This window comes from Leucobacter luti (assembly GCF_019464495.1).
Classification (GTDB): domain Bacteria; phylum Actinomycetota; class Actinomycetes; order Actinomycetales; family Microbacteriaceae; genus Leucobacter; species Leucobacter luti_A.
Genome location: NZ_CP080492.1, coordinates 1,722,127 through 1,744,714 on the forward strand (window position 1 = coordinate 1,722,127; position 22,588 = coordinate 1,744,714).

Annotated in this window: 17 protein-coding genes, 1 tRNA gene and 3 pseudogenes; 8 read left to right on the top strand and 13 right to left on the bottom strand. The window is 64.1% G+C overall.

Annotated features, from left to right (window positions below; all coding sequences use genetic code 11):
- The first annotated feature begins 21 nt into the window (after window positions 1-21).
- From upp to K1X41_RS07755, 3 genes are all read left to right on the top strand, one after another.
- Window positions 22-657 (top strand): uracil phosphoribosyltransferase, encoded by a 636-nt coding sequence (upp, locus tag K1X41_RS07745; RefSeq protein WP_132205988.1) that lies wholly within the window; start codon window positions 22-24, stop codon window positions 655-657.
- Window positions 658-1,061: 404 nt separating this feature from the next.
- A complete protein-coding gene (locus K1X41_RS07750) occupies window positions 1,062-1,754 on the top strand; it encodes a winged helix-turn-helix domain-containing protein (protein ID WP_132205986.1) in 693 nt (230 codons plus the stop codon).
- Window positions 1,755-1,882: 128 nt separating this feature from the next.
- Entirely contained in the window at window positions 1,883-2,590 is a 708-nt protein-coding gene (locus tag K1X41_RS07755; protein ID WP_133617185.1) for a DUF4870 domain-containing protein, read from the top strand.
- Between the two features lie 268 nt (window positions 2,591-2,858).
- On the opposite strand, the gene K1X41_RS07760 is transcribed toward K1X41_RS07755, so the two are convergent.
- Window positions 2,859-3,209 (bottom strand): TIGR02611 family protein, encoded by a 351-nt coding sequence (locus tag K1X41_RS07760; RefSeq protein ID WP_243642950.1) that lies wholly within the window; start codon window positions 3,207-3,209, stop codon window positions 2,859-2,861.
- A 69-nt stretch (window positions 3,210-3,278) separates the two neighbouring features.
- Here K1X41_RS07760 and K1X41_RS07765 point away from each other — a divergent pair, with 69 nt between their 5' ends.
- Window positions 3,279-4,493: an aminotransferase class I/II-fold pyridoxal phosphate-dependent enzyme gene (locus tag K1X41_RS07765; RefSeq protein WP_220174325.1), complete on the top strand. Its 1,215-nt coding sequence runs from the start codon at window positions 3,279-3,281 to the stop codon at window positions 4,491-4,493.
- A 220-nt stretch (window positions 4,494-4,713) separates the two neighbouring features.
- Here the strand turns inward: K1X41_RS07765 and K1X41_RS07770 are convergent.
- Window positions 4,714-4,801: transfer RNA gene (locus tag K1X41_RS07770), tRNA-Ser, on the bottom strand.
- Between the two features lie 326 nt (window positions 4,802-5,127).
- On the opposite strand from K1X41_RS07770, the gene K1X41_RS07775 reads away from it, so the two are divergent.
- Together K1X41_RS07775 and K1X41_RS07780 are read left to right on the top strand one after the other, a co-directional pair.
- Window positions 5,128-5,760 carry a CHAP domain-containing protein gene (locus tag K1X41_RS07775; RefSeq protein ID WP_133617182.1) on the top strand — a complete coding sequence of 211 codons (633 nt, stop codon included), beginning with the start codon at window positions 5,128-5,130 and terminating at the stop codon, window positions 5,758-5,760.
- Between the two features lie 283 nt (window positions 5,761-6,043).
- Window positions 6,044-9,349, top strand: coding sequence for a M14 family zinc carboxypeptidase (locus K1X41_RS07780; RefSeq protein WP_133617181.1), 3,306 nt, complete (start codon window positions 6,044-6,046; stop codon window positions 9,347-9,349).
- A 108-nt stretch (window positions 9,350-9,457) separates the two neighbouring features.
- Here K1X41_RS07780 and K1X41_RS07785 read toward each other — a convergent pair whose 3' ends face one another.
- The 4 genes and pseudogenes from K1X41_RS07785 to K1X41_RS07795 form a co-directional block, all read right to left on the bottom strand.
- Window positions 9,458-10,456 carry a glycosyltransferase gene (locus K1X41_RS07785; protein WP_258566380.1) on the bottom strand — a complete coding sequence of 333 codons (999 nt, stop codon included), beginning with the start codon at window positions 10,454-10,456 and terminating at the stop codon, window positions 9,458-9,460.
- A gap of 231 nt (window positions 10,457-10,687) precedes the next feature.
- Window positions 10,688-11,874, bottom strand: a pseudogene (locus K1X41_RS07790) (glycosyltransferase).
- 177 nt (window positions 11,875-12,051) lie between these two features.
- Complete coding sequence (locus K1X41_RS16105) at window positions 12,052-12,471, bottom strand: hypothetical protein (RefSeq protein WP_396426472.1); 420 nt, start codon at window positions 12,469-12,471, stop codon at window positions 12,052-12,054.
- The gene (locus K1X41_RS07795; RefSeq protein WP_396426473.1) at window positions 12,414-13,238 is read right to left on the bottom strand and encodes an MFS transporter; all 825 of its coding nucleotides are present in this window, start codon (window positions 13,236-13,238) and stop codon (window positions 12,414-12,416) included. Before K1X41_RS07795 ends, K1X41_RS16105 begins: the two co-directional genes overlap by 58 nt.
- A 250-nt stretch (window positions 13,239-13,488) precedes the next feature.
- Between K1X41_RS07795 and K1X41_RS07800 the strand changes: the two genes are divergently transcribed.
- On the top strand, window positions 13,489-13,812 hold the full coding sequence (locus tag K1X41_RS07800) for a helix-turn-helix domain-containing protein (RefSeq protein ID WP_133617177.1): 324 nt from the start codon (window positions 13,489-13,491) through the stop codon (window positions 13,810-13,812).
- On the opposite strand, the gene K1X41_RS07805 is transcribed toward K1X41_RS07800, so the two are convergent.
- The 7 genes and pseudogenes from K1X41_RS07805 to K1X41_RS07830 all read right to left on the bottom strand — a co-directional run bounded on the left by K1X41_RS07805 (window position 13,809) and on the right by K1X41_RS07830 (window position 21,002).
- The gene (locus K1X41_RS07805; RefSeq protein ID WP_258566381.1) at window positions 13,809-14,216 is read right to left on the bottom strand and encodes a class I SAM-dependent methyltransferase; all 408 of its coding nucleotides are present in this window, start codon (window positions 14,214-14,216) and stop codon (window positions 13,809-13,811) included. The genes K1X41_RS07800 and K1X41_RS07805 overlap by 4 nt on opposite strands.
- Before the next feature lie 85 nt (window positions 14,217-14,301).
- Window positions 14,302-14,607 (bottom strand): annotated as a pseudogene (locus K1X41_RS15515) (methyltransferase); the annotation flags it as partial.
- A gap of 522 nt (window positions 14,608-15,129) precedes the next feature.
- A pseudogene (locus K1X41_RS07810) lies at window positions 15,130-15,549 on the bottom strand (heat shock protein transcriptional repressor HspR).
- Between the two features lie 69 nt (window positions 15,550-15,618).
- Window positions 15,619-16,578 carry a DnaJ C-terminal domain-containing protein gene (locus tag K1X41_RS07815; protein ID WP_132205966.1) on the bottom strand — a complete coding sequence of 320 codons (960 nt, stop codon included), beginning with the start codon at window positions 16,576-16,578 and terminating at the stop codon, window positions 15,619-15,621.
- Window positions 16,571-17,245: a nucleotide exchange factor GrpE gene (locus K1X41_RS07820; RefSeq protein WP_132205964.1), complete on the bottom strand. Its 675-nt coding sequence runs from the start codon at window positions 17,243-17,245 to the stop codon at window positions 16,571-16,573. The genes K1X41_RS07815 and K1X41_RS07820 overlap by 8 nt, the downstream gene beginning before the upstream one ends.
- A 2-nt stretch (window positions 17,246-17,247) precedes the next feature.
- Complete coding sequence (gene dnaK / locus K1X41_RS07825) at window positions 17,248-19,107, bottom strand: molecular chaperone DnaK (RefSeq protein WP_133617174.1); 1,860 nt, start codon at window positions 19,105-19,107, stop codon at window positions 17,248-17,250.
- Window positions 19,108-19,283: 176 nt separating this feature from the next.
- Window positions 19,284-21,002 carry a KAP family P-loop NTPase fold protein gene (locus tag K1X41_RS07830; RefSeq protein WP_258566382.1) on the bottom strand — a complete coding sequence of 573 codons (1,719 nt, stop codon included), beginning with the start codon at window positions 21,000-21,002 and terminating at the stop codon, window positions 19,284-19,286.
- Between the two features lie 265 nt (window positions 21,003-21,267).
- On the opposite strand from K1X41_RS07830, the gene K1X41_RS07835 reads away from it, so the two are divergent.
- Window positions 21,268-22,581, top strand: coding sequence for an MFS transporter (locus K1X41_RS07835; protein ID WP_132205958.1), 1,314 nt, complete (start codon window positions 21,268-21,270; stop codon window positions 22,579-22,581).
- The last annotated feature ends 7 nt before the right edge of the window (window positions 22,582-22,588 follow it).

A 22,588-nucleotide genomic window follows, 5' to 3' on the forward strand; every position in this document is an offset into this window, starting at 1 on the left:
GCACGGGAATAGAATAGGCGCATGCGAGTTTTCGTTGCGGACCATCCCTTGATCACCCACAAACTGACGGTGCTCCGCGACGTGAAGACGCCGCAGCCCACCTTCCGGCTCCTCATTGAGGAGCTCATGACATTGCTCGCCTACGAGGCGACCCGTGAGGTGCGCGTCGAGCCGCACGAGATTCAGACCCCGGTGGCACCCACCACAGGTGTGCGACTCAGCGAGCCGCTGCCGCTCGTCGTTCCGATCCTGCGCGCTGGTCTCGGCATGCTCGAGGGCATGGTGAAGCTCATCCCTACCGCCGAGGTCGGATTCCTCGGCATGGTGCGAGATGAGGAAACACTGCAACCGACCACATACGCTGAGCGCCTTCCCGAGTCACTTGCCGGGCGCCAGTGCTTCGTGCTCGATCCGATGCTCGCGACCGGCGGCTCCCTCGCCGGCGCAATTGAATTCCTCTTCGCCCGCGGCGCGGACGATGTCACTGCGATTTGCGTGCTCGGCACCCCCGAGGGCGTCGAGGCGATTCGCGAAGCAGCGGGCGACCGCGAGGTGACCCTCGTGCTCGGCGCGCTCGACGATGGCCTCGACGAACACGCGTACATCGTGCCCGGTCTGGGCGACGCAGGCGACCGCCTCTACGGAACCGCGCAGTAGCGCAGCCAGCCACGGTGTGATCGCGAAGAAACACTCGCGATCACACCGTCCGCCCGCAGGCGCCACCCCGCCGCACCGCATTTTTCCGTCATATTGCGCAATAGGTTGACACCCGACGCAATACTTTGCTTAACTGTCCCTTATGTATGACACCCTTCGTCCCCAGTCTGCCTTCGAGGTGAACTTTGGGAATACCGGCATGATGATGGCCGGGCAGGGTGGCATGCGCTGTCGAATGTGCATGTGAACCGCAGTTCGTTGCGTTCACCACAGCGCCTCCGCTCCGCGGAGCTGCTTCTCCGTGAGCTTCTGAGCCGCTCGGCTCGCTCACTCAGCACCCTCGCCGCCGCACATGCGCGCCGGCACCCCGCGTAACGCGGACCGACAGCCAAGGACACATCATCATGACCACCACCCAGACTCTTCGCGCAGCTCGCCCCGACCTCACCGCGATCCTGCCGTCACAGCCCACTCCGGAACGCAATGTGCCTGAGGGCACTGAAGTCCGAGGCTTCGCACTCTACGTCGGCCTCGCAGACGACAAGATCGCAGACGGCGATCCCCGGCTCGGAGCCATCGTCACCCAGATCAAGCAGCTCGTGGCACAGCTCGCTCCTGCCGCCGAGACCTACGCAGCAGTAGCTCTCGCCCCGGAGGAAACCGGAGGCCGTGACGTCGACGTAGTGCGCCTCGCCCTCGGAGATCCCGCGGCGCACGCACGCCAGAAGCAGCACGAGGCGGACGATCAGGATCGCGCAGCCAGCGGTGTGGTGCTCGATCTCTCCCGCAAGCGCGTACTGCTCGACAACGTCGCGGCGGCACTCACGTTCCGCGAGTTCGAGCTGCTGCAGTACCTCGTGCTCCGCGAGGGCCGCACCGTCAGCCGGGATGAGCTCATCACCGCACTGTGGCATGACGCTTCCGACGAAGACACCCCGAGCGAGCGCACGATCGACGTACACATCCGCCGCCTGCGAGTGAAGCTCGCGCAGTACCAGGACATCGTGCGCACGGTGCGCGGCACCGGATACCGCTTTGACCGTCACGCAGACGTGTCGATCCTCCACACCTCCGGCCCCAGCCCGGACGTCTTCTAGGCCGCTGCGCCGCAACGCGGTACGGTAATCTGCGCAGGCGATCCGGAAGGAAGAATTCCGGATGTCCTATCCACACGGGTGTGCCTGCGGTAACGTCGTAGTAGATCGTAAGTGCAAAGGAGATCACCATGAGCACGCTGCCCCCTGAGGGTCACGAAGGCCAGCCCGCCGGCAACCAGCCGGTACCGGGTGTCCCGGCTGAGCCGACCCACGTCCCCACCCCCGCTGAGCAGCCGCAGGTCTCCGAGCCGCAGCTGCCGGATCCCACGGAAACCCCTGCCCCGCCGCAGGCCCCGGTTCCCCCGCAGGCTCCGGTCCCTCCGCAGGCCCCGCAGTTCGGCACGCCACAGCAGCCGGTGCAGCCACCGCAGTACAGTGCCCCGCAGCAGCCGGTGCAGCCGCCGCACTACGCAGCTCCGCCTGCAGCCGGCCAGTACCAGGCTCCGCCGCCCGGCGGCTATCAGCAGCCGGCCCCAGGCTATGCGCAGCCGGTCGCTGATCCGCTCAGCAACATTCAGCTGAACTACTGGCTGTCAGTGTTCTTCAGCTGGATCCCCGCCCTGATCTTCTTCCTCATCGAGAAGGACAAGGGCAACCAGCAGGCCTATGTGTACCACCGCGACAACCTGAACTTCTCGCTCTTGCGCGTCGGTGTTGGGATCGCCACCTGGATCCTTGGGGTCATTCCGTTCATCGGCGGCATCCTTGTCGTGCTGCTGGGAATCGGCTCAGTCGTGCTGTTCATCTTCCACATCATTGCTGCGGCGAAGGTGAGCGAGAACTACCGCCAGGGCGCTCAGCCCGGATTCATCTTCAACCTCCCGCTCGTCAAGTAATTCTCGTCGCGGGACAGCGCAGGGCTCGAGCTTCGGCTCGGGCCCTGCGTTTTTTGCGCCGCCCGGCGTCGAGCTCACACAGGAGATCCTCGCTCAGGCAGTGGGCCTTCTGAGATATCGACCTGTGCGAGTTCGAATCTCCTGCGTGAGCGCGGCCGCGGGCAAGTGTCAGGGGCGGCAGCACGCCGGGACGCGCTGACCGCCAAGCGCTCCCAGTGCACCGCCAGCACTACAAAGCACAAGAAAGCACTACAAAGCACCGCCAGCACTACTGCGTGGCAGCTCGGCGAGCCTTCCGGGACGCGCGCCATGCTCCCCAGCGTTCCCAGAACCGGGCGAGCACGCGGCGCAGCCAGCCGAGCAGGCGCCTGGCCCAGTGGTATTCGGTACCGAGAATGGTGAGGCCGATGAACACGATGAGCCAGCCGGGGCCGGGCAGTGGGACCAGGATCAGTCCAATCACGACAACCAAGAGCCCCAGTGTGGTGACAATCACCTTGTACACGGTGTTGAGCCACGGCCTACGGCTGATCCAGCGCCGCCAGGTGCTCATGAATCGCCCGAACCGCTTGCTGAGCCGCTGCGCGCGCGCCGCGTCATCTGCGTATGGGTCCGTCATGATCCGAGTGTACGTTTCAGAACTGGACATCAGCCGGAAGTGCGGGCACTGCTCTCCTACACTGGACACATGACTCAGAGGTGGCGCAGCGTAGCCCGAGCGAGCGGACTCACCGCCCCCGACGGGACCACGCGTCCCACGATCTTTGCGGAAATGACCGCGCTCGCGCAAGCGACCGGTGCGGCGAATCTGGGGCAGGGCTTCCCAGACGCAGATGGGCCGGAGTGGATCCGCGCCGCCGCGATGGAGGCAATCCGAGCTGGCGCGAACCAGTATCCACCCGGACGAGGGATCCCTGAGCTGCGGGATGCGATCGCGGCGCACCAGAAACGGCACTACGGGATCGAGTTGGATCCGGCGACCGAGGTGATCGTCACGGCTGGCGCAACTGAGGCCCTCGCCGCCGCGGTACTCGCGCTCGCAGGGGCGGGCGATGAGGTGGTGACGCTCGAACCGTTCTACGATGCGCACGCCGCGGTGATCGCGATGGCTGGAGCGACTCACGTGACCGTGCCGCTCCGCCCGGACCCCACCGGGTTCCGGCTTGATCCTGTTGCGTTCGCAGCAGCAGTATCGGAACGCACCAGGCTGATCATTTTGAACACCCCGCACAATCCGACAGGCACCGTCCTGAACGATGCGGAGCTCATCACCGTCGCGGAAGCCGCAGCTCGCGTTGATGCGATCGTAATCACCGACGAGGTGTATGAGCATCTCGTCTTCGGTGAGCAACCGCATCACCCCATCGCAACGCTCCCTGGCATGGCCGAGCGCACGCTCACAGTGTCTTCCGCAGGCAAGACGTTCTCCTTGACCGGCTGGAAAGTCGGCTGGGTCGCTGGCCCCGCACCCCTGATCGAAGCGTTGCTCGCGGTGAAGCAATTCTTGACCTATTCGGGCGGCGCCCCGTTCCAGCCCGCCATCGCGCGCGCACTCACCGAAGGCGATGCGGACATCGCTGAGTTGCGCAGTTCCCTTGCAGCGCGGCGAGACCTCCTTGTCGCTGGCCTGCGCGCGGCGGGCTTCACGCTCGTGGTGCCAGAGGGCACGTACTTCGTGTGCGCTGATGCAACACCGTTTCTTACGAGCGAGATGCCGGACGGGGCTGCGTTTGCGCGCGCCCTTCCCGCACGCATCGGGGTCGCGTGTGTCCCCCTCTCAGCGTTTTGTCGGCCCGGGTCGGTCACCTCGGAGGCGCTCTCGTCGTGGGTGCGCTTCACGTTCGTGAAGGACGAGGGCACCCTGCGTAGGGCAATCGAGCGGCTCGGCACCCTGCGCGAGTGAGCCGAGCTTCGCGCACACACGTCGTGATGCGCAGACAGCGCTACGCAGCCTGAACCCGGCCGATTTCCCGCCCACGCGCGACATGCCCCGTGACGTCGATAGAAGCCGTGCCTCCAGCGGACGCTATGCGTGGCAACGGTCTTGCCGACGCTGCGTCGCGCTCCCCAGCGCGATACCCCCGGAGACGCGAAAACCCCCTGCTGCACACAACAGGGGGTCTTGGCGGAGGATGGGGGATTTGAACCCCCGAGGGCGTTAACCCAACACGCGTTCCAGGCGTGCGCCATAGGCCGCTAGGCGAATCCTCCTCACTGACTCGAAAGCCAGCGCGCATCAGTCTAGCGTGTTCTGTGCTCAAGACTGAATTCGACCGACCGCTCGGCGGTGCGCGGAACGCTTTCAGCACCCTTTCGGAACCCAAAATCACGCCGCAGCGCTCCTGTTTGGCCCGAGCCGGTGAACTATTTTGGCCGCAAGCTGGGTATCAAATTCGCATAATTCCGGGGATTCTTCACCGCGAATCAGGAATTCTCAGCTTCCCGACTTGAACGTAACAGAACGGTAACGCATACTGGTTGAGGCGCACGGGCCAGAGCCCGGCGTTTTTTGTTGGACAACCCCCGGAGTATTACGCGTGAAATTTCCTGCCAAAGCATTCATTGTGAGCCTGGTCGCTTCGGTGACGTTCACCATGGGTGCAGCACCGGCGGTAGCAGCGGTTCCGGTCGAGGATTTCTCACCAGCCTCCGTCCTCCCGGCCACCACGGTCTCCCAGACGCTGGACACGACGGGCGAGGAGCTTGCTGGCGCAAGCATCGATTCCGTGCTCCAGATTGAAGAGACCCCTCAGATCCCCCACAATTTTGACGTCGCAGCCACGATCGCCCTCGCCGAGAGCGAGATCGGCACGAGCCGCCCCACCGGGTGGAGCCAGCCTGGCGAGTGCATCATGTCGGCACAGCGCTGGATCCGCGCCGGGAACGGCGCTTGGAACGGCAGCGGCGACCCTGTCGCAAACTACGCTGGCGCGACGCGCATGACGCTCGAAACCGCTGCCCCCGGGGACATCATTCAGTACGAGAACATCGCATCCCCCACCTCCTGGGTGACCGGTGTTCATACCGTACTCATCACCGCGGTCAACACCGACGGCACCTTCACGATTGTGCAGTCAAACAGCCCGGGCGGCTCTGGCCTCGTCACTGAGGTAGAAAATTGGGAACCCGAAATGCCGGCGGGTTTCCAGGCCGCCGTATGGCGCTTCTAAGCCCGAAACGTTCGTAACGCCGCGCGCGGTTTCCGTGCGCGGCGTTCGTGCGCTTGGAGCGCGACATCCCTGTCACCCGCTTGACCGCGCCGCCATGTCTGGCACTCCCAAAATAGCGCGTACACGATCCCTGCAGCCCCCAATACCATGTATGGAGCAGGTGGGGTGCAACAAAGTCGAGGGACATACTCTGTAATGCGCTTTCCTTGACGTTGGCTGAGTGCCATTGTTAGGCTGCGCGTGTCCATGGTGGACAACTCAATGAAGAGTAGATGGGGGTAACATGTCGCACAGAAGACTGATAGCGGGGCTCAGCGGGGTGGCCGTCGCGGCCATGCTGGTCTCCGCATTCGGCCCAGCTGCGTTTGCAGAAGAGGGGCGCGGAGAGGGCACCGCAGATGTCGGCTCCGCTCCGTACACCGCAGAGATCGAGGTGCCAGGCGACGAGCCAGGTAGTGCACCGAGCGCAACACCCAACGCTGCACCGAACGCGAGTGCCAGCACGAACACCACGTTCCAAATGCCGACGTCCTACCCGACGCAACCTCGGCTGAACTTCTTCCGGGACAACCCCACCGGTCCCAATGGCGAGCCTGACTACAACACCACCGTACCTGGGCTCATGTCACACCCGGAGATCGCACCCAAGCTCACCGAGATCATGGCCAAGAGCGACCGTGTCTCGGTTCAAACCATCGGCAAATCGACACAGGGCCGAGATCTGTACCTCGTCACCGTCACCGCGCCCGAGACGACAGAATTTACCGCGCAGCAGGAGGCCTGGCGCCTCAAGATTCGCAACAACCCGCTTGAGGCGAAGACAGACGCCGAGTTGCTCGCCGGGTACAAGTCGCCGATCTGGCTGAGCAACAATATCCACGGCAACGAGTGGGAAGGCACCGACGCCGCACTGCAGTACATCGAATACTTGGCGACCGCCCCCATGGAGGAAGTCGGTTCGATCCTGCGCAACAACCGCGTGTACTTCTCGCCGTCACTCAACCCCGATGGCCGCACGAACGCAACGCGTGCGACGGCACTCGGGCTCGACCCGAACCGTGACATGATCACGTTGACGACGCCTGAGGCAACGTCGTACACGCAGACCGCGAACGCGATTCAGCCGCTCTACACCGCCGATTTCCACGGCTACACGAGCGTATTGCAGGTCGAGCCGACGGGCCCGCCCCACGGCTCGAACTACGAGTACGACCTGCTCATTCCGCACAACTACGCGCTCGCACTCGAAGTTGAGAAGCACGTCACGCAGAAGCTGATCCCCGGAAACACGTATCTCACGGGCCCACGTGGCACCGTGACGAATACGCCGACCGAGTTCATCAAGATCCCGTACCGCGATACGGCATCCGGATGGGACGACTTCCCGCCCATCTTCACCGCCCAGATCTCGCCGTTCTACGGGGCGATGACCGCGACGGTGGAGATCCCGAAGGGCCGCACGAACATCTCGGGCCGCAGCCTGATGACCCCGGAAAACGCGGTCATCAACCAGGCGAACGCGTACGAAACGATGGTCGCGATGGTCAACTACCTGAACACGCCAAACGTGTCGAAGGATCTGCTGAACAACCAGATCGAGACCTTTGCACGCGGGATCCAGGGGACGCCAATCACAGCGCTCACCACGGAGAACATTGCTGGCGTACCTGGCCCCGATCAGTGGAAGGCTGAGTGGGATGTCTCCGACAACCAGGAGACGGTCAACCTGCCACGCGCCTACGTCATCCCCGCGGGTGACGGCCAGCGCTCGGCAAGCGACGCGAACCGCCTCGTGCAGCGCCTGCTCGACATGGGCGTGCAGGTCGGCACGCTTGATGCCGACACGGTTGTCGGTGACAAGACCTACCCGGCGGGCTCGTACATTGTCGATATGCACCAGCCGCTGCGTGGACTCGCGAACGCGCTGCTTGATCTCGGCGAGGACATCTCGAACAAGCTGCCGTCGATGTACGACATTTCGGCTTGGAGCCTCGGCTATGTTTGGGGCGCGACCGTCGACAAGGTCGGGGCAACCACAGATCCAGCTCCGATCGGCGCCGCGACCGCGATTTCCGCAGTCACGCCGCACGCAACGGTGCCGGCAGATGGCCACCTGACGTTCGACCTCGCAGGCGTCGCCGACTATCAGGCAGTCAATGATCTGCTCGGTCAGGGCGTCGCGGTATCGATGCTCGCTGATGGCTCAGCGGTCGTTGACGCGGCAAACGCCGCGATCGTCGCCGAAACTTCCTCGAAGTACGACATCGCAGTGGAGAAGGCAACGAAGGAAGACCTCGCAGCACTGGCGCAGCCGAGCACCAAGGGTCTGAAAGACCTGAAGCTGCTCTACGTCGGCAACCAGGACGACAAGCTCTCGCTTGAAGAACTGGGCTTCGATGATCTGACCCGCGTGACCGCAGCCGACATCACCGCCAACCCGGCGTTGCTTGACGGCGTCGATGTGATCTGGGTCGGCACGTCTTTCACCTTCAACGGTTCGCAGACAGCCGGCCGCGATGCGGTGCAGGCGTGGGTTGACGCGGGTGGCTCCATCGTCGGCCGCACGGCCGCGGCATACACCGCTGCGAACACCTTCGGGCTGTTGCAGGCAACTCCGGTTGCAGGCAACACGTCAGGGAACGGCATTGTGAAAACGGATACTCCTGCCGGCTCGATTCTTGAGCCGTACCGCCAGGACTATGCATTCGTGTACCCAGCGGTGTCCTTCACGGACCTCGGCGAGGGCACGAAGGCTGAGCAGACCTACGGCGAAGGCAATCCGCTGCTCGCAGGGCACTGGCGCGCAACGAACGCTACGAACGGCCCCGAGGTTGCTGCGTCGAAGGCATCCGTCATCTCTGGCGAGAAGGCCTCCGGCGGCAAGGCCGTGGTCTTCGGTACCTCCGTCGTGTTCCGCAACCACCCGAAGGGTGGGCTCAGCCAGGCTGCGCGCGGTCTCTTCTGGGCGGCTCCGGCCGGCACGAAGGTGGTTGCTCCTCCAGTAGCCCCCTTCACGGATGTCAAGCCGACGGATAAGTTCGCGAAGGAGATCTACTGGCTTGCCGAGAAGGGTCTGTCGACCGGCATCGAGAAGACTGATGCGAATGGAAACGTCACGTACGAGTTCCAGCCGAAGTCCGCAATGAGCCGCGAAGCAATGGCCGCGTTCCTCTTCCGCCTCGAGGCTCCCAGCGGCTACAAGGCACCCGCCAAGTCACCGTTCTCCGATGTCAAGACCAGCGATAAGTTCTATGAGCAGATCGCCTGGATGTACGACGAGAAGATCTCCACGGGAATCAAGCAGCCGAGCGGACAGCCGAAGTTCGGCCCGAAGACCTCGGTGACTCGTGAAGCGATGGCGGCGTTCCTCTACCGCTACAACGATCCCAAGGGCTACAAGGCTCCCGCCAAGTCGCCCTTCTCGGATGTCAAGACGAACGACAAGTTCTACAAGGAAATCGCTTGGATGTCTGACTCGGGGATTTCGACGGGTATCGAGCAAGCAAGCGGAAAGCCGAAGTTCGGTCCGAAGAGCTCGACTACGCGTGAAGCGATGGCCGCGTTCATCTACCGTTCGGTAGAGAACTAGTCACCGCCCAAGCGCGATCAGCGTCTTGATCGCGAACAGTACGGCGCCGGGGTGGGAAACCACTCCGGCGCTGTGCTGTTCAGGGCAACAGCACATGAGCTCTGCAGCTCAGATCCGGATCCCCGCGCGCGCGTACGCGGCAAGCATGACCTCGCTCTGGGCAGACTGCAGAAAGCGCTGAGCATCTTGCTCGCTCACTCTGAGCGCCGCCGAGTGTTCTCGATCGGTGGCAGCCGCTGCGAGCTGACCCACGGCCGCTCTGAGCGTCGTAGCGAGTGCGCCGATGCTGCGATCTGCCACTCGCCACTCCGGCCATGCAGCGACATCGTCGGCAATCTCTGCATCACAGTAGATCGTCGGAGTTCCGAGCGCGGCCGCCTCAAACGGCGTCAGCCCTTGAGTCTCGAAACCCATCGAGGTCTGCACGAGGGCGTCGGCATCCCGCATGGCGGCGAGCGCAGCAGCATAGGGCACTGGTCCGGGAATGGTGACACGATCCCCGAGCCCGAGTTGCGCAATACGCTCTCGCACCTTTGGCAGCAGCAGACCAGCGCCGTGCAGGGCAACGTCCGCGTCGATGCCGGACTCGGCGATTGCTGCGACGAACTCGAGGATCCGTTTCTCCTGGCTCATACGCCCGAGCCATACGAGTTTCGGCCTGCTTCGCGGCGTACGCGGCACCGTTCGAGCCGCTGCGATTGCCGCATCTGCGACACCACCTGGAGTGACGAGCACCTCAGGCGCGACCCCGTGTGCTTCTAGCTCGGCGGCGAAGTGTCGTGATGGTGCGGTGACGACGTCCGCGGCGCTTGCGAGTTCTGCAAGGTAGCGCCACGCACCACGGGCCGCAGGATCGATGTCAGTTGTGGTGCGGCCCACTGCGAGACGACGCCACACCCGCAGCACGGCAAACGCCAGGGGTGCGAACGGTGTCACCGCACGCGTGCCTGCATCGACGTGATTGTGCATTGTGTGCACCATCGGCACACGCAGTCCCGTGGCGGCGCGGATCCCGATCAGCGCCCCCCAGAAGTCGCCTTGCACGTGCACGACATCGACCGGGGAGCTCGCGCAGTGCACGGGCGAGCGCCCGGTCGGTGCGCGCACCTGGCCAGCTCAGTCCATACTCGCGATCCCGCGTGATGGGGAACGACGGCAGCTCGATGTACGCCGCACGGTCCGCGGCAGCGGGAACGTACCCAGCGCGGTGCAGAGCTGGCGCCGCAACGGTGACGCGGTGCCCGCGCCGCTCCAGTTCTTCACGCTGGAGGCGAATCGCCACCTGCACCCCACCGAGGGAGTCCGGGTGCTGATCCGTGACGACGAGCACGTGCATCGTCAGCTCGCGGGGGTCTCGCCGCGGTACAACGCTTCAAAGGTGTCGAGGGTGCGATCGATATCGTGCACCTTGACCGCCTCGAGCGATGCGCGCTGCATTGCCTGGTACTCCTCTGGTGACAGCCGCAACACGCCCTCGATTCGCTCGGCAAGCTCGCGGTCGTAGCCGGGCTGGAAGAGGTGGCCGTTCTCTCCCTCGTGCACCAAGTGCGGCAATGCCATGGCGTCGGCCGCGATGATCGGGAGTCCAGAGGCCATCGCCTCCATCGTCGCGATGGACTGCAGCTCGGCGATGGACGCGATCACGAAAATGCTCGCCTCGGTGAGGCTCGCGCGGAGTTCGGCATCACTGACGCGGCCGGTGAAGTGCACACGATCACGAATTCCGAGATCTGCCGCGAGTTTCTCGAGTTGCTTGCGCTGATCCCCGTCACCGACGATGGTGAAGCTGACGTTGAGCGCCGGGTCGACGCGCGGGATTGCGCGGAGGATGACGTCGATTTCTTTCTCAAGCGTGACACGACCGACGAACACGAGCTTGTTCTCGCGCCGCGGAGTGAGGTCTGCCGTGTAGTCCGAGGCCCGCAACCCGCAGGAGACGGGGAGCACGCCGCGTCGGTGTGTGTTTCGCTCGAGGAGTCTGCCGCGCGCCGGGTCGGTGTGGTCACCTCGGCTGCGCGCTGCAGCACGCGGTCGGCGTCGCGCCACCCCCACCGCACCAGGAGCTTCTTGGCGCGTTCGGGGAGCAGGGTGAAATCAAGGACGTTTTCCGGCATCACGTGGTTCGTCGCGACGATTCGGATCCCGCGCTTCGCACCCTCTTTGGCCAGCGCTCGGCCGACGATGATGTGCGACTGGATGTGAATCACGTCTGGGTGCAGCCGATCGAGCAGTTTCCGCGCGTGGCTTCTGGCACGCCATGGCAGCACGAAGCGCAGCCAATCGTGCGGGTACCAGCGCCAGCTCGCCCAGCGATGCACCACCATGCGTTCGCCCTCGATCGTCTCGACGAAACTGCCCCCGCGGTTGTACTTCACGGCTGGGGCAACCACGTGCACCTCTTCGCCGCGACGGACGAGGCCGGCTGCGAGCCGCTCGGCGAAGCGGGCCGCGCCGTTGACGTCAGGAAGGAAGGTGTCGCAGCCGATCAGGATGCGTAGCGGGGCCGGACGATCGGTAGTGCTCACGATGTGCGGGAGTCCTTCGGTCTGAGACGGAGTGCGCGCCGGTGGGCGAACACTCTCAAGTGTAGGCAACGGCCGCGAGAAATCCCTGGCCACCGCGCGGTTCAGCGCATCACCAGTACCGGGCGGCCGAGATTCGGTACCAGGGTGCTACGGCTTCCGGTGTGCACGTGGCACGTATCAGGGCACCCAGCGCGCAAAACCGGCCGCTCCCAGCACAGCGAGCGTGCCTGCCGCCGCCGCAGCGAGCGGCAATGAGCAGCGGCGATTGCCGAGATCGCGAGCGGGGCCGTCGCGCCACCGAAGTCGACGAGGGTGCGCCAGGCCGCGAGGAAGGCCGACGGATCCCTGGGGCGCGAGGTCGGCCCCGAGCGTGAGAACGATTCCGCTCGATAGGCCATTTCCAATCCCGATCACCACCGCACAGATCAGCAGCCAGGTGAGCGCATCGGGCGAATCGTGCGTGAGCGAGAGTCCCAAGAAGGCGACGGCCATGCCGATCGTTGCAGGCAGCGCAGCCCACAGCCGCCCAAAGCGGTCCATCACCTGCCCACTCGTGTAGAACAGCGCGAAATCGACCGTGCCAGCGATTCCGACCACGAGCGCCACCCCGGCGGGGTCCATGCCGATTGAGACCGCCCAGAGCGGCAGCAGCACATCTTTGGTGGTGCGCAAACCCGAGAGTATCGCCGCAGAACCACCGATGCGCGCGAGCGGGGCGCGGTTGTGGCGCACAGCGGCCCGGATTCCCGCAGTGCGCGGCTCCGCTCCTCAACTGGGCGCTGCACGGGAAGCGCTTGCTCCGGATCAGGGGCACAGGTGACGAGCAGGGCGGTGAGCGCCAAGCACACCACAAATGCCCGCACCGGGGCGACCGGAGAGGCGGTGAGCGCGAGGATGCCCGCCGCGGAACGGTCCTCCAAGCGTCCGAGGCGGTGGGAGCCACCGATCAGCGACAGCGCTCGCGCACGAAAGGCGACCGGCACTCGCGTGGTCATGAACGAGTGCCGGGCGAGACCGAAGGTGGCCGCGGCGAATCCGATGACAAAGACTGCGACACCAAGCGTGCCAGGATTCGGTGCGAGCACAATTCCGATCGCACCGAAGAAGGCGACTCCCGTCGCGATGAGCATCGCAATTCGTTCTCCAGCGCGAGCCACGATCCACCCTGCCGGGAGGTTCCCAGCGAGCTGACCGACAACGAGAGCCGAAGCGATGAAACCGGAGAGTCCGATCCCAGCCCCCATGCCGACTGCGATGACGGGGATCAGCGGCATGACCGCGCTTTGTCCCAGCGTAAACAGGATGGTGGGCCCGTAAATGCTCGGGGCCATCCTGAGCAGCAGCGCACGCGTGGAGTTCGACATTTCACCCCCAGACTAGTCCGGTGCGCGCCGTACTCAAGACGAGAGAGACAAGAGGAACGGGAAGAGGGGATGAGGGTGAGGAGGGTGAGGAGGGTGAGGAGGGTGAGGCCGTGGATCGAGCCAGGGATCGAGCTCGTCCAGCCCTGCCCCTTAGCACACGATTTCCTTGCCGATCGTTTACGTTCAGGGCATCTGCGCCCTGGCTCGCAACAGCCTGGAATTCATTGGTCTGAAACGTCAAGCTGGGTAAGTGGCAAGGATTCACTCGGCGGCCGCACTCAAAATTGGGCAGCGTATTCGCGAGGCGCGAGAGCGCCTCGGCATATCCCTCGAGGATTTTGGCGAACTCTCTCAGGTGAGCTGGACAAGCATCGGCCGGATCGAGCGTGGGGCACAGAGCCCCAACGCCGAGACTCTGGTGCGACTCGCGACAGCTCTCGATGTCGATCCGGGCAGCTTCCTCTCCGGTGTGACTGCCGATGACTATGGCCGACGGCTCCACCGGGTGACTGCGCGCGATCTGATCAACGCGCGGGCTGAAGCCCTCGACGATCCACGGGAATCAGCGTCCTAGGTGCTGGTTTTCGGGGCGCTACGCTCCGAGTGATTCGCGGCCCGAGTCGCGGCGAGCACCGTGAAGGTACGATCGCGTGCAACCTGCCGAGTCTGCCCCACGACCTGCTCGACCAGGTGGCGATATCCCAAGTGTGAGTTGAACACGATGCGCAACTCCCCGCCTGGCGCCAGCGCACGCTCACACGCCGCGATGAGGCGATGTGCGACACCAGCGTGCACCGTTGCGCCCGTGTGAAACGGCGGGTTGAGCAGGATCAGATCGGCCCAGCCATCCGGCACGGCTTCGAGCGCGTCGGCCCGGTGCACACAGACGCCCGCACGGGCTGCGGCACTCGCAGCAGGAACGGGACTCGCAGCAAGATCGGGGCCAGCGAGGCGCGCGCTCCCGGGCTTTCGGTCCACGCATGCCCGCAGCCAGCGGCGAGGACCCCGCAGCCGCGGCTGTCTCGAGCGTCGCTTTCACCGCTGCGGCCGACTGATCTGTGGCGATCACCTGTGCGTCTGGCCTGCTCCGCGCTGCGGACACCGCAAGCACGCCGTTGCCGCTTCCAAGATCGACGATTCGCGTGGCTGCAGGGGCCGCGTCCGCGAGACCAGCCAGCAGGAGCCTGCTTCCGTGGTCGAGCGTCGGACCCCGAAGGTCGCACCGAACGCTGCGACGCGGAAGTCGAGCTCGGGTCCCCTCCCCAACGCGGGAACGGGGCTGGCCCGGCCTGGATCGGCGCGCTCGCAGTGAGGACCCGTGATTTGCGCCAGCCGAGCCCCGCCGCGACCTCGCGAAAGTGGCGCGCAAGCACGGTATTCATCGTGTGCGTCATGTGTTTCACCCGGCCACCAGCGAACACGCGCACATCGGGCCTCGCCCAGCGCGCGATCGCCCAGGCGAGCTCTTCGAGCGCATCGGGCCGCGGGGTAACTGCACGAGCACGACAGCGGCACCGCTCAGCAGAGATGCATCGAGCGTGTGAGCTGAACGGCAGCTCAGCAGGCACCGATCCGGAATCGGAAGCTGCTGCCGCGTCCGCCTCTGTTCGAGTCCCGAGCCCGATGCGCGCCGCGTTCGCGTGCAGCGCCCGCTCTCCCAGCACAGGATCCTGAAAGACGCGAATCCCCGTTGCGCCGAGCAACTGCGCTGCGCCAAGGGTGAGGGCGCCGTGGCGGTCCCCGAGCACTACGAGCTCGCCATGCTGCACAGTACGGATCGCGTCGGAGGCCGTGGCGAGCAGTAGTTCGTCCGTGGCATCGAAGGCTTGCAACTCGGCAGCTTCGAAGTCTGGTTCGCGCGAGAGCCGAGCGAATAGCGCTGCCGCGCCGGCTACGGTTTCCACACGACAACTTCAGCGTTGCGGCGCACGCGGGTGCCGCGACGCAGCGTGACCACTTCGCCCCGGCGGAGCCAGCGGCGAAGACGCGACGATCCGGCCGCTGGAGGCGTTCCTCCGACAGCGCGCGTTCCAGCTCGCGCACCTGCGCCTGCAACGCTTGGACACGATCCTCCAGCTGGAGCACGCGGCGGATCCCTTCGAGGCTGAGACCTTCTGCTGAGCCGCGCTACCTCGCGCAGCTGGGCAACGTCGTGCAGGGAGTAGCGCCGGGTGTTGCCCCGGGTGCGCTGCGGCGAAACGAGTCCGATCCGGTCGTATTGGCGCAGCGTTTGCGGGTGCATCTCGGCGAGCTCTGCGGCCGCCGCGATAGCAAATACGGGCGTGAAGCGATCCATCTGCGGTGTCGCCATGATGTCCTGTCCTCTCGTCCCCAAAATTATGGTGGGTCCGGTCGCCGATTGGCGACCGGACCCTGCACACTAACTTCGTGCGCGCGCGAGCAGGTCCTCGCGCGGATTCTCGTTCGGTTCGACGGCGCGGAACGCCTCGAGTGCTTCTTTCGCTTCCGGTGAGAGATGCGATGGAACGACGACCTGAACCTCCGCGAGGAGATCCCCCGTCGCCTTCGCGGTCTTGACCCCTCGCCCCTTGACGCGCAACACGCGCCCGCTCGGGGTGCCGGGCTGGACCTTCAGCTTGACGGGCTCCCCGCCCAGCGTCGGCACTTCAACTGTCGCGCCGAGCGCGGCCTCAGCAAAAGTGACTGGGAGCTTCAGGCGCAGGTTGTTTCCTTCGCGCTCGAACACCGGGTGCTTCCGCACAGCAACTGTGAGAATGATGTCGCCGGGCTGCCCGCCGTTCGGGCTCGCTTCGCCCTTGCCACGCACCTTGATCTTTTGCCCGTCCGAAACTCCGGCAGGGATCTTGACCTTGACGTTGCCGCTGGGTGCTTGCAGGGTGACGGTCTTCCCCTGCACTGCGGTTGCGAAGTCCAAGGTCGTGGATGCCTGCACGTCGCGCCCGGGCTGCGGACCGCGCTGAGCACCGCCGCCAAACATTCCGAAGATGTCCTCGAAGTTTTGGCCGCCAGTCTGCTGGTAGCTGTACTGCTGGCCACCGCGGGCGCCGCCGCCAAACATCCCGCCGAACACGTCCTCGAAGCCCTGTGCTCCGCCGCCACCCGACGTGAATCGGGCGCTGCCGGTGCCCATGGCCCGGATCTGGTCGTACTCCGCGCGCTGTTCTGCATCAGAAAGCACTGAGTATGCCTCGCTGATCTCCTTGAACTTCGCCTCAGCCGCCGCGTCTCCCGGGTTGGAATCCGGGTGGTAGGTACGCGCGAGCTTCCGGTAGGTCTTCTTCAGCTCAGCATCGCTGGCGCTCTTCGAGACGCCGAGGATCTGGTAGAAGTCCTTTTCGAGCCAATCTTGACTAGCCATCTGCCCCCACCGCCACCGCGACCTTGGCGGGGCGTAGCTCGACATCGCCGAGTCGGTACCCCCGCTCGATTACGTCCAGGATCGTGTCGTGCTCGGTGCCGGGAACCGGCACCTGCGCAATGGCCTCGTGCAGCTGCGGATCGAAGGCTTCGCCCTTTTCTCCGAAGCTCGTGAGGCCGAAGCGCTCGAGCGTGGTGCGGAGCTTCTGGCCGATCGTGGCGAAAGCTGTGCCCTCGACGAGATCGCCGTGCTGTTCTGCACGGTCCAGATCGTCGAGCACCGTCAGCAGCGGAGTGACCGCTGCGGCGATTGCACGCTGCTTCTCGATGGCCGCATTGGCCTCGGTCCGCTTCCGGTAGTTCGCATATTCGGCGCTGAGTCGACGCAGATCCTCCAGGTACGGGTTTTCCGCTTCAGCGGCGCCCTCCGTACCCTCGGCAGCGTCAGCCCCCGCGGCATCGGCGTTCTGCTGGGCACCCAGAATGTCGTCGACCGTCAGGTCCTGCTGTTCGGCAGATGAGCCGACGGGGCCGGACGAGGCAGCCGCTGCCGCCTCGTCCGAGTGGCCCGCTGGGCCGGAAGCGTGTGCTTCCGACCCAGCTGCAGGAACCTCACTGCCGTGCTGCTCGTCGTCCGAGCCCGGTGTGCGCTGTTCCTCGTTCATCATGATTACTTCTGCTCCCCGGCGTTCTCAGCCTCGTCGTCTTCAACGACCTCGGCATCAACCACGTCGTCATCGGATGATTCGGTGTTCTCTGCTGCGGGCTGCTCCGACTGAGCTGCCGCGTAGATCGCCTCTCCGAGCTTGCTCTGGCTCTCGCTGAGCTTGTCGGATGCGGTCTTCACCGCGTCGTCGTCATCGCCGGCAAGTGCCTGCTTCAGTGAGTCCAGGTCGCCCTGCACTTCAGTCTTGACGTCCTCAGGCAGCTTGTCCTCGTTCTCGGAGATCAGCTTCTCTACCGAGTATGCGAGCTGCTCAGCGTTGTTGCGCTGCTCAGCTGACTCGCGACGCTTCTTGTCCTCTGCCGCGTGCTCTTCAGCCTCGCGTACCATGCGCTCGATGTCGTCCTTCGAGAGCGTCGAGCCACCGGAGATGGTGATCGTCTGCTCCTTGCCGGTGCCCTTGTCCTTTGCCGACACCTGCACGATGCCGTTGGCATCGATGTCGAACGTGACCTCGATCTGCGGGATGCCGCGCGGAGCGGGTGCGATTCCGGTGAGCTCGAAGGTGCCGAGGTTCTTGTTATCCCGGGTGAACTCGCGCTCGCCCTGGAATACTTGGATCGCAACCGACGGCTGGTTATCTTCGGCCGTGGTGAAGGTCTCGGAACGCTTCGTGGGGATCGCGGTGTTGCGCTCAATGAGCTTCGTCATGATGCCACCCTTGGTCTCGATACCGAGCGACAGGGGGGTGACGTCGATGAGCAGCACATCCTTGCGCTCACCCTTCAGCACGCCAGCCTGCAGAGCTGCGCCGACTGCGACGACCTCATCCGGGTTGACGCCCTTGTTGGGCTCGCGGCCGCCGGTGAGCTGCTTCACGAGCTCAGTGACAGCGGGCATACGGGTGGAGCCACCGACCAGCACGACGTGTGCAATGTCGCCGACCTTCACGCCAGCCTCGGCAATGACATCCTGGAACGGCTTGCGCGTGCGCTCGAGCAGATCCTTCGTGAGCTCTTCGAACTTGGCGCGGGTGAGCGTTTCATCGAGGTTTGCCGGGCCGTTCTCCGTGAGGGAGAGGTAGGGCAGCTGCACCTGGGTGCTCATCGAGTTCGAGAGCTCCTTCTTGGCCTGCTCAGCGGCTTCCTTCAGGCGCTGCAGCGCGATCTTGTCGCCCGAAACATCAACTCCGGTGGAGGACTTGAACTGCGCTGCGAGGTAATCCACGACGCGCTGATCCCAGTCGTCGCCACCGAGGCGGTTGTCGCCCGAGGTGGCGCGCACCTGAATGGTGGAGAAGTCGTCGTCTTTGCCTACCTCAAGGAGGGAGACGTCGAACGTGCCGCCACCGAGGTCGAACACCAGGATGAGCTCGTCTTCCTGCCCCTTATCCAGGCCGTATGCGAGTGCGGCTGCGGTGGGCTCGTTGATAATGCGGAGCACGTTGAGGCCAGCGATCTCGCCAGCTTCCTTCGTGGCCTGACGCTCAGCGTCGTTGAAGTACGCGGGTACGGTAATGACCGCGTCGGTGACCTTGTCCCCGAGGTAGGTCTCCGCATCGCGCTTCAGCTTCATCAGCGTGCGCGCGCTGATCTCCTGCGCGGTGTACCGCTTCCCGTCGACGTCGTCGCTCTTCCAGTCCGTGCCCATGTGGCGCTTAACGGAAGCGATCGTGCGGTCGACGTTGGTGACAGCCTGGCGCTTCGCGGTCTCACCGACGAGCACCTCGCCATCTTTGGTGAATGCGACGATTGAGGGGGTGGTGCGGAAGCCCTCTGCGTTCGCAATGACGGTGGGCTCCCCGCCCTCGAGAACTGCAACCACAGAGTTCGTGGTGCCGAGGTCGATACCTACTGCACGTGACATGTGCGCTCCTTCGTGTTGATGTGATCAGACGCGAGCGTGCGCTGGCGTCCGGGTCTTGTCAGCCGGGCCGGAATTCCGACCTTGAGCCTGATGCACTCAAGTTTACTATCCGACGGCCGGGAGTCAAGTTCACGCAGCAAAACTTGAGTCAGTCTCACTCAACTTTCAGGATTCGGTCACTTCTGAGTCACGCGAGCTCCACTTTCGGGCCCTAACACCAGTTCCCGCACAAACTGTGCAAGCAGCGCGGCCGGCTGCGGATCCCTGCCGTACCAACGTAATCGCACCGATACGGGGAGATCCTCCAAAGTGGACGCTTCAAGTCGAGGCAGCTCAGTCCCCTGACCAAACTCCACATTGAGCTTCTTGGCCCACTGCTCACTAAGCTCCCTGAGCGCCGCTTCGGACTCGTAGGCTTGCGCCACCCTCTCGATTGAAAGCCCCATTCGGTTGACCCCAAAGCTGAGCATGCCGAATCGCTTCGGTCCACGGTGTTCCGAATTCGCGAAGTTCAGTGTCCACATCCGCCCGCTCTGCCCAACTGGCGTCAAGAAATCTGCGGTTGCGTCAGCAAACTCAAACCCCCAGCCAATATCCCTGGCTTTGATGCCAAGCTCACTGAGACGCGCGCGCATGCCGCCTGGGTCACCGATGAGGTTCCACTGGCCGGGTCGGCCATCCGCATCCGCTGCTTGCTCTGCCGCTGCGCGGAAACGCTGCTCATTGATGCTGTCGTCTGCACCTCCGGAAAAATGTGCCGTGACCATGTACAGCATGTTCTTTGCGGCGCCCCAGTCTCGCTCCCACGCCTGCTTGTCGACGAGCTGCTTATTCTCTGGGGCCCACGCCTCGTCTTCCCCACTTTCCTCTCCCTTCTCAAGAAACTGCACAAGCCCCTTCACACCCGAGCCCTCGTACTGCAGCTGATATACGAAGGCCGCAACTTCGGGGTGGGCACTCTGCAGGCAGAGCATCGCGAAGAGGTCTAGGCCACCCTGATCGCCGATACTTGAATCGGGAGACTCCGCCGTTTTGACAAGCTTCTGCAGGGCCAGAGTGTTCGTCAGACGTTTCACTGCCCGCGGGTTGCTACTGCCAACTTGCCGAGCAAAACTCAGATAGGACTTGGCGTGCTCACCGGTCGTCAAGCCGGCCGCCTCCACGCCGGCCTCGAGCAGAGCTTCTACGTCGTACGCGTACACAGGAACATGAAAAGGCACTTGGATCAGCTTCTCAAAGTACCGCCGCCCGCGTGCCGCGTCTTTGGCGGAGTCTCCGCTACTGCCGTACCTTGCGCTGACCCCTTCTTCAACGATCTCGATGTCAACAGCGAGCACGAAGACACAGCCTGGAACGTCGAGAAATATCTTGATAGATTCCAGCAGTTCGACAGCGCGCCGCGGTTCCAAACGGTCGAGATCATCAATGAGCACAACAACACGTTCCTTTGACTGTGCCACGAGGTTTGCAAAGGTATCACGGAGCTCAGTTATTGCCTGGACCTGGTCAGCTGGCTCATTCTCAGGTTTTCTTCGCTCGACTCGATCATTGAGCTTCCTCCAAAAGGAGGCGAGCCTGTGACCTTGAGGAATCCAGGGCGCAGCCTCCTCAAATAGAAAATCTGCTCCCGCCAGAGCCAGCGTTCCCAGATGCTGCTTGAGTCTTTGTTTTCGTTCCAACTGTTCTGGCGTTGCGGTGGCCGGCGCGACACAGTCGGCAATTCTGCGAATGAGATTCGCCGCCAGCTGCTCTCCGAGGTTGAACTGCGAATACTGCCAAGTATTGAATTCGACAACATTTACCTGGCGATCATCACGGTCGCGCACGCGTTTGACAGCCATCGCCATGACCGAGCTCTTGCCACTTCCCCAGCTTCCTTGGACGGATACCGTCATCGGAGTCGCGCATCTCACAACGAAGTCAGCAAGCGCTTCGGCGTGCGGGGCCACCCCCAAAAGATCCGCCACCTCGGGGGCATCGACGAGTCCGACAGTTGATTCAGTCAAGGTTGCACAGCTCCGCATCTACTTTGGTGACCACTATGAATATCAAATGAACCAGGTCGAGTCTAGCCTCACAACACATGAACGAGTGCCTCCGCAGTTTCTTGGCGGTGCCACCCCCTCCCGCACAGGCCGCGGAGCCACTACTGTGAGCAGCATGAGCGAAACCGCGCCGGTCGTCTTTCCCGCCGTGACTCCCCCGGCCCCACCCGTGAAGAAGAGCAAGATCCTCGCGTGGTCGCTCTGGGATTGGGGGTCTGCGGCGTTCCAGGCGGTCGTCACGACGTTCGTTTTCGGCGTCTACATCACACAGCCTGCGTTTGGCGCAGAAGAAGTGGTCACCGCGCAGCTCGGCACTGCGCTCCTGATCGCGGGTATCATCGTCGCGTTGCTCGCCCCGATCACCGGACAGCTCACGGACGCAGCCGGCAAACGTAAGCTGTGGCTCGGAATCACCACCGCAGTCGTGGTCGGGTGCACCGCGCTGCTCGCCCTCGTTGCTCCGGAGCCGAACTACCTCATGCTCGGCCTCGTGCTGCTCGCCATTGGCAACGTAGCCTTTGAATTCGCAAGTGTCAGCTACAACGCGATGCTCAGTCAGGTGTCCACGAACGCGAACGTCGGCCGCGTCTCCGGTTTCGGCTGGGGCATGGGGTATCTCGGCGGAATCGTGCTGCTCGCCATCTTGCTCGTCGGCTTCATTTTCCCGGATCCCGGCTGGTTCGGTGTCACCCACGACGGCGGCTGGAACATCCGCGTCGCCATGATCGTCGCGGCAGCCTGGTTCGGCTTGAGCGCGATCCCCGTATTCTTCGCCGTACCTGAGATCTCGGTTGACCCGGCCAGGAAGCCGGGAATCCGCGGTATCGTCACCGCGTACGGCACACTGTTTCGCACGATCGGGGATCTGTGGCGCACCGCACGCCAAACCCTGTTCTTCCTGGTCGCCAGTGCCGTCTTCCGCGACGGGCTCGCCGGTGTATTCACCTTTGGCGGCGTGATCGCCGCGCGCAGCTTCGGCTTCGACGCGACCACGGTGATCATCTTTGCGATCGCGGCCAACGTTGTCGCCGGGCTCGCCACGATCATCGCTGGCTTCGCGGAAGACCGGATCGGCGCGAAGCCGATCATGGTGTGGTCGATCGCGTGCATGATTCTCGCGGCGCTGCTCGTGTTCCTGCTCGCACCGCTTGGCACCTGGGTGTTCTGGGTCTTCGGCCTGCTGCTGTGCATCTTCGTTGGGCCGGTGCAGTCCGCCAGCCGCAGTTACCTCGCACGGCTGATCCCGCCCGGCCGCGAAGGCGAGATCTTTGGCTTGTACGCCACCACTGGCCGCGCCGTCTCGTTCCTCGCACCGGGTGCATTCACCCTTGCAGTCATGCTCGGCGGGGCGGCAATCTTCGGCATCCTCGGGATCGCGCTCGTGCTGATCGTCGGGCTCCTCCTGCTCCTTCCCGTGCGCACGCGCTAACCTACCC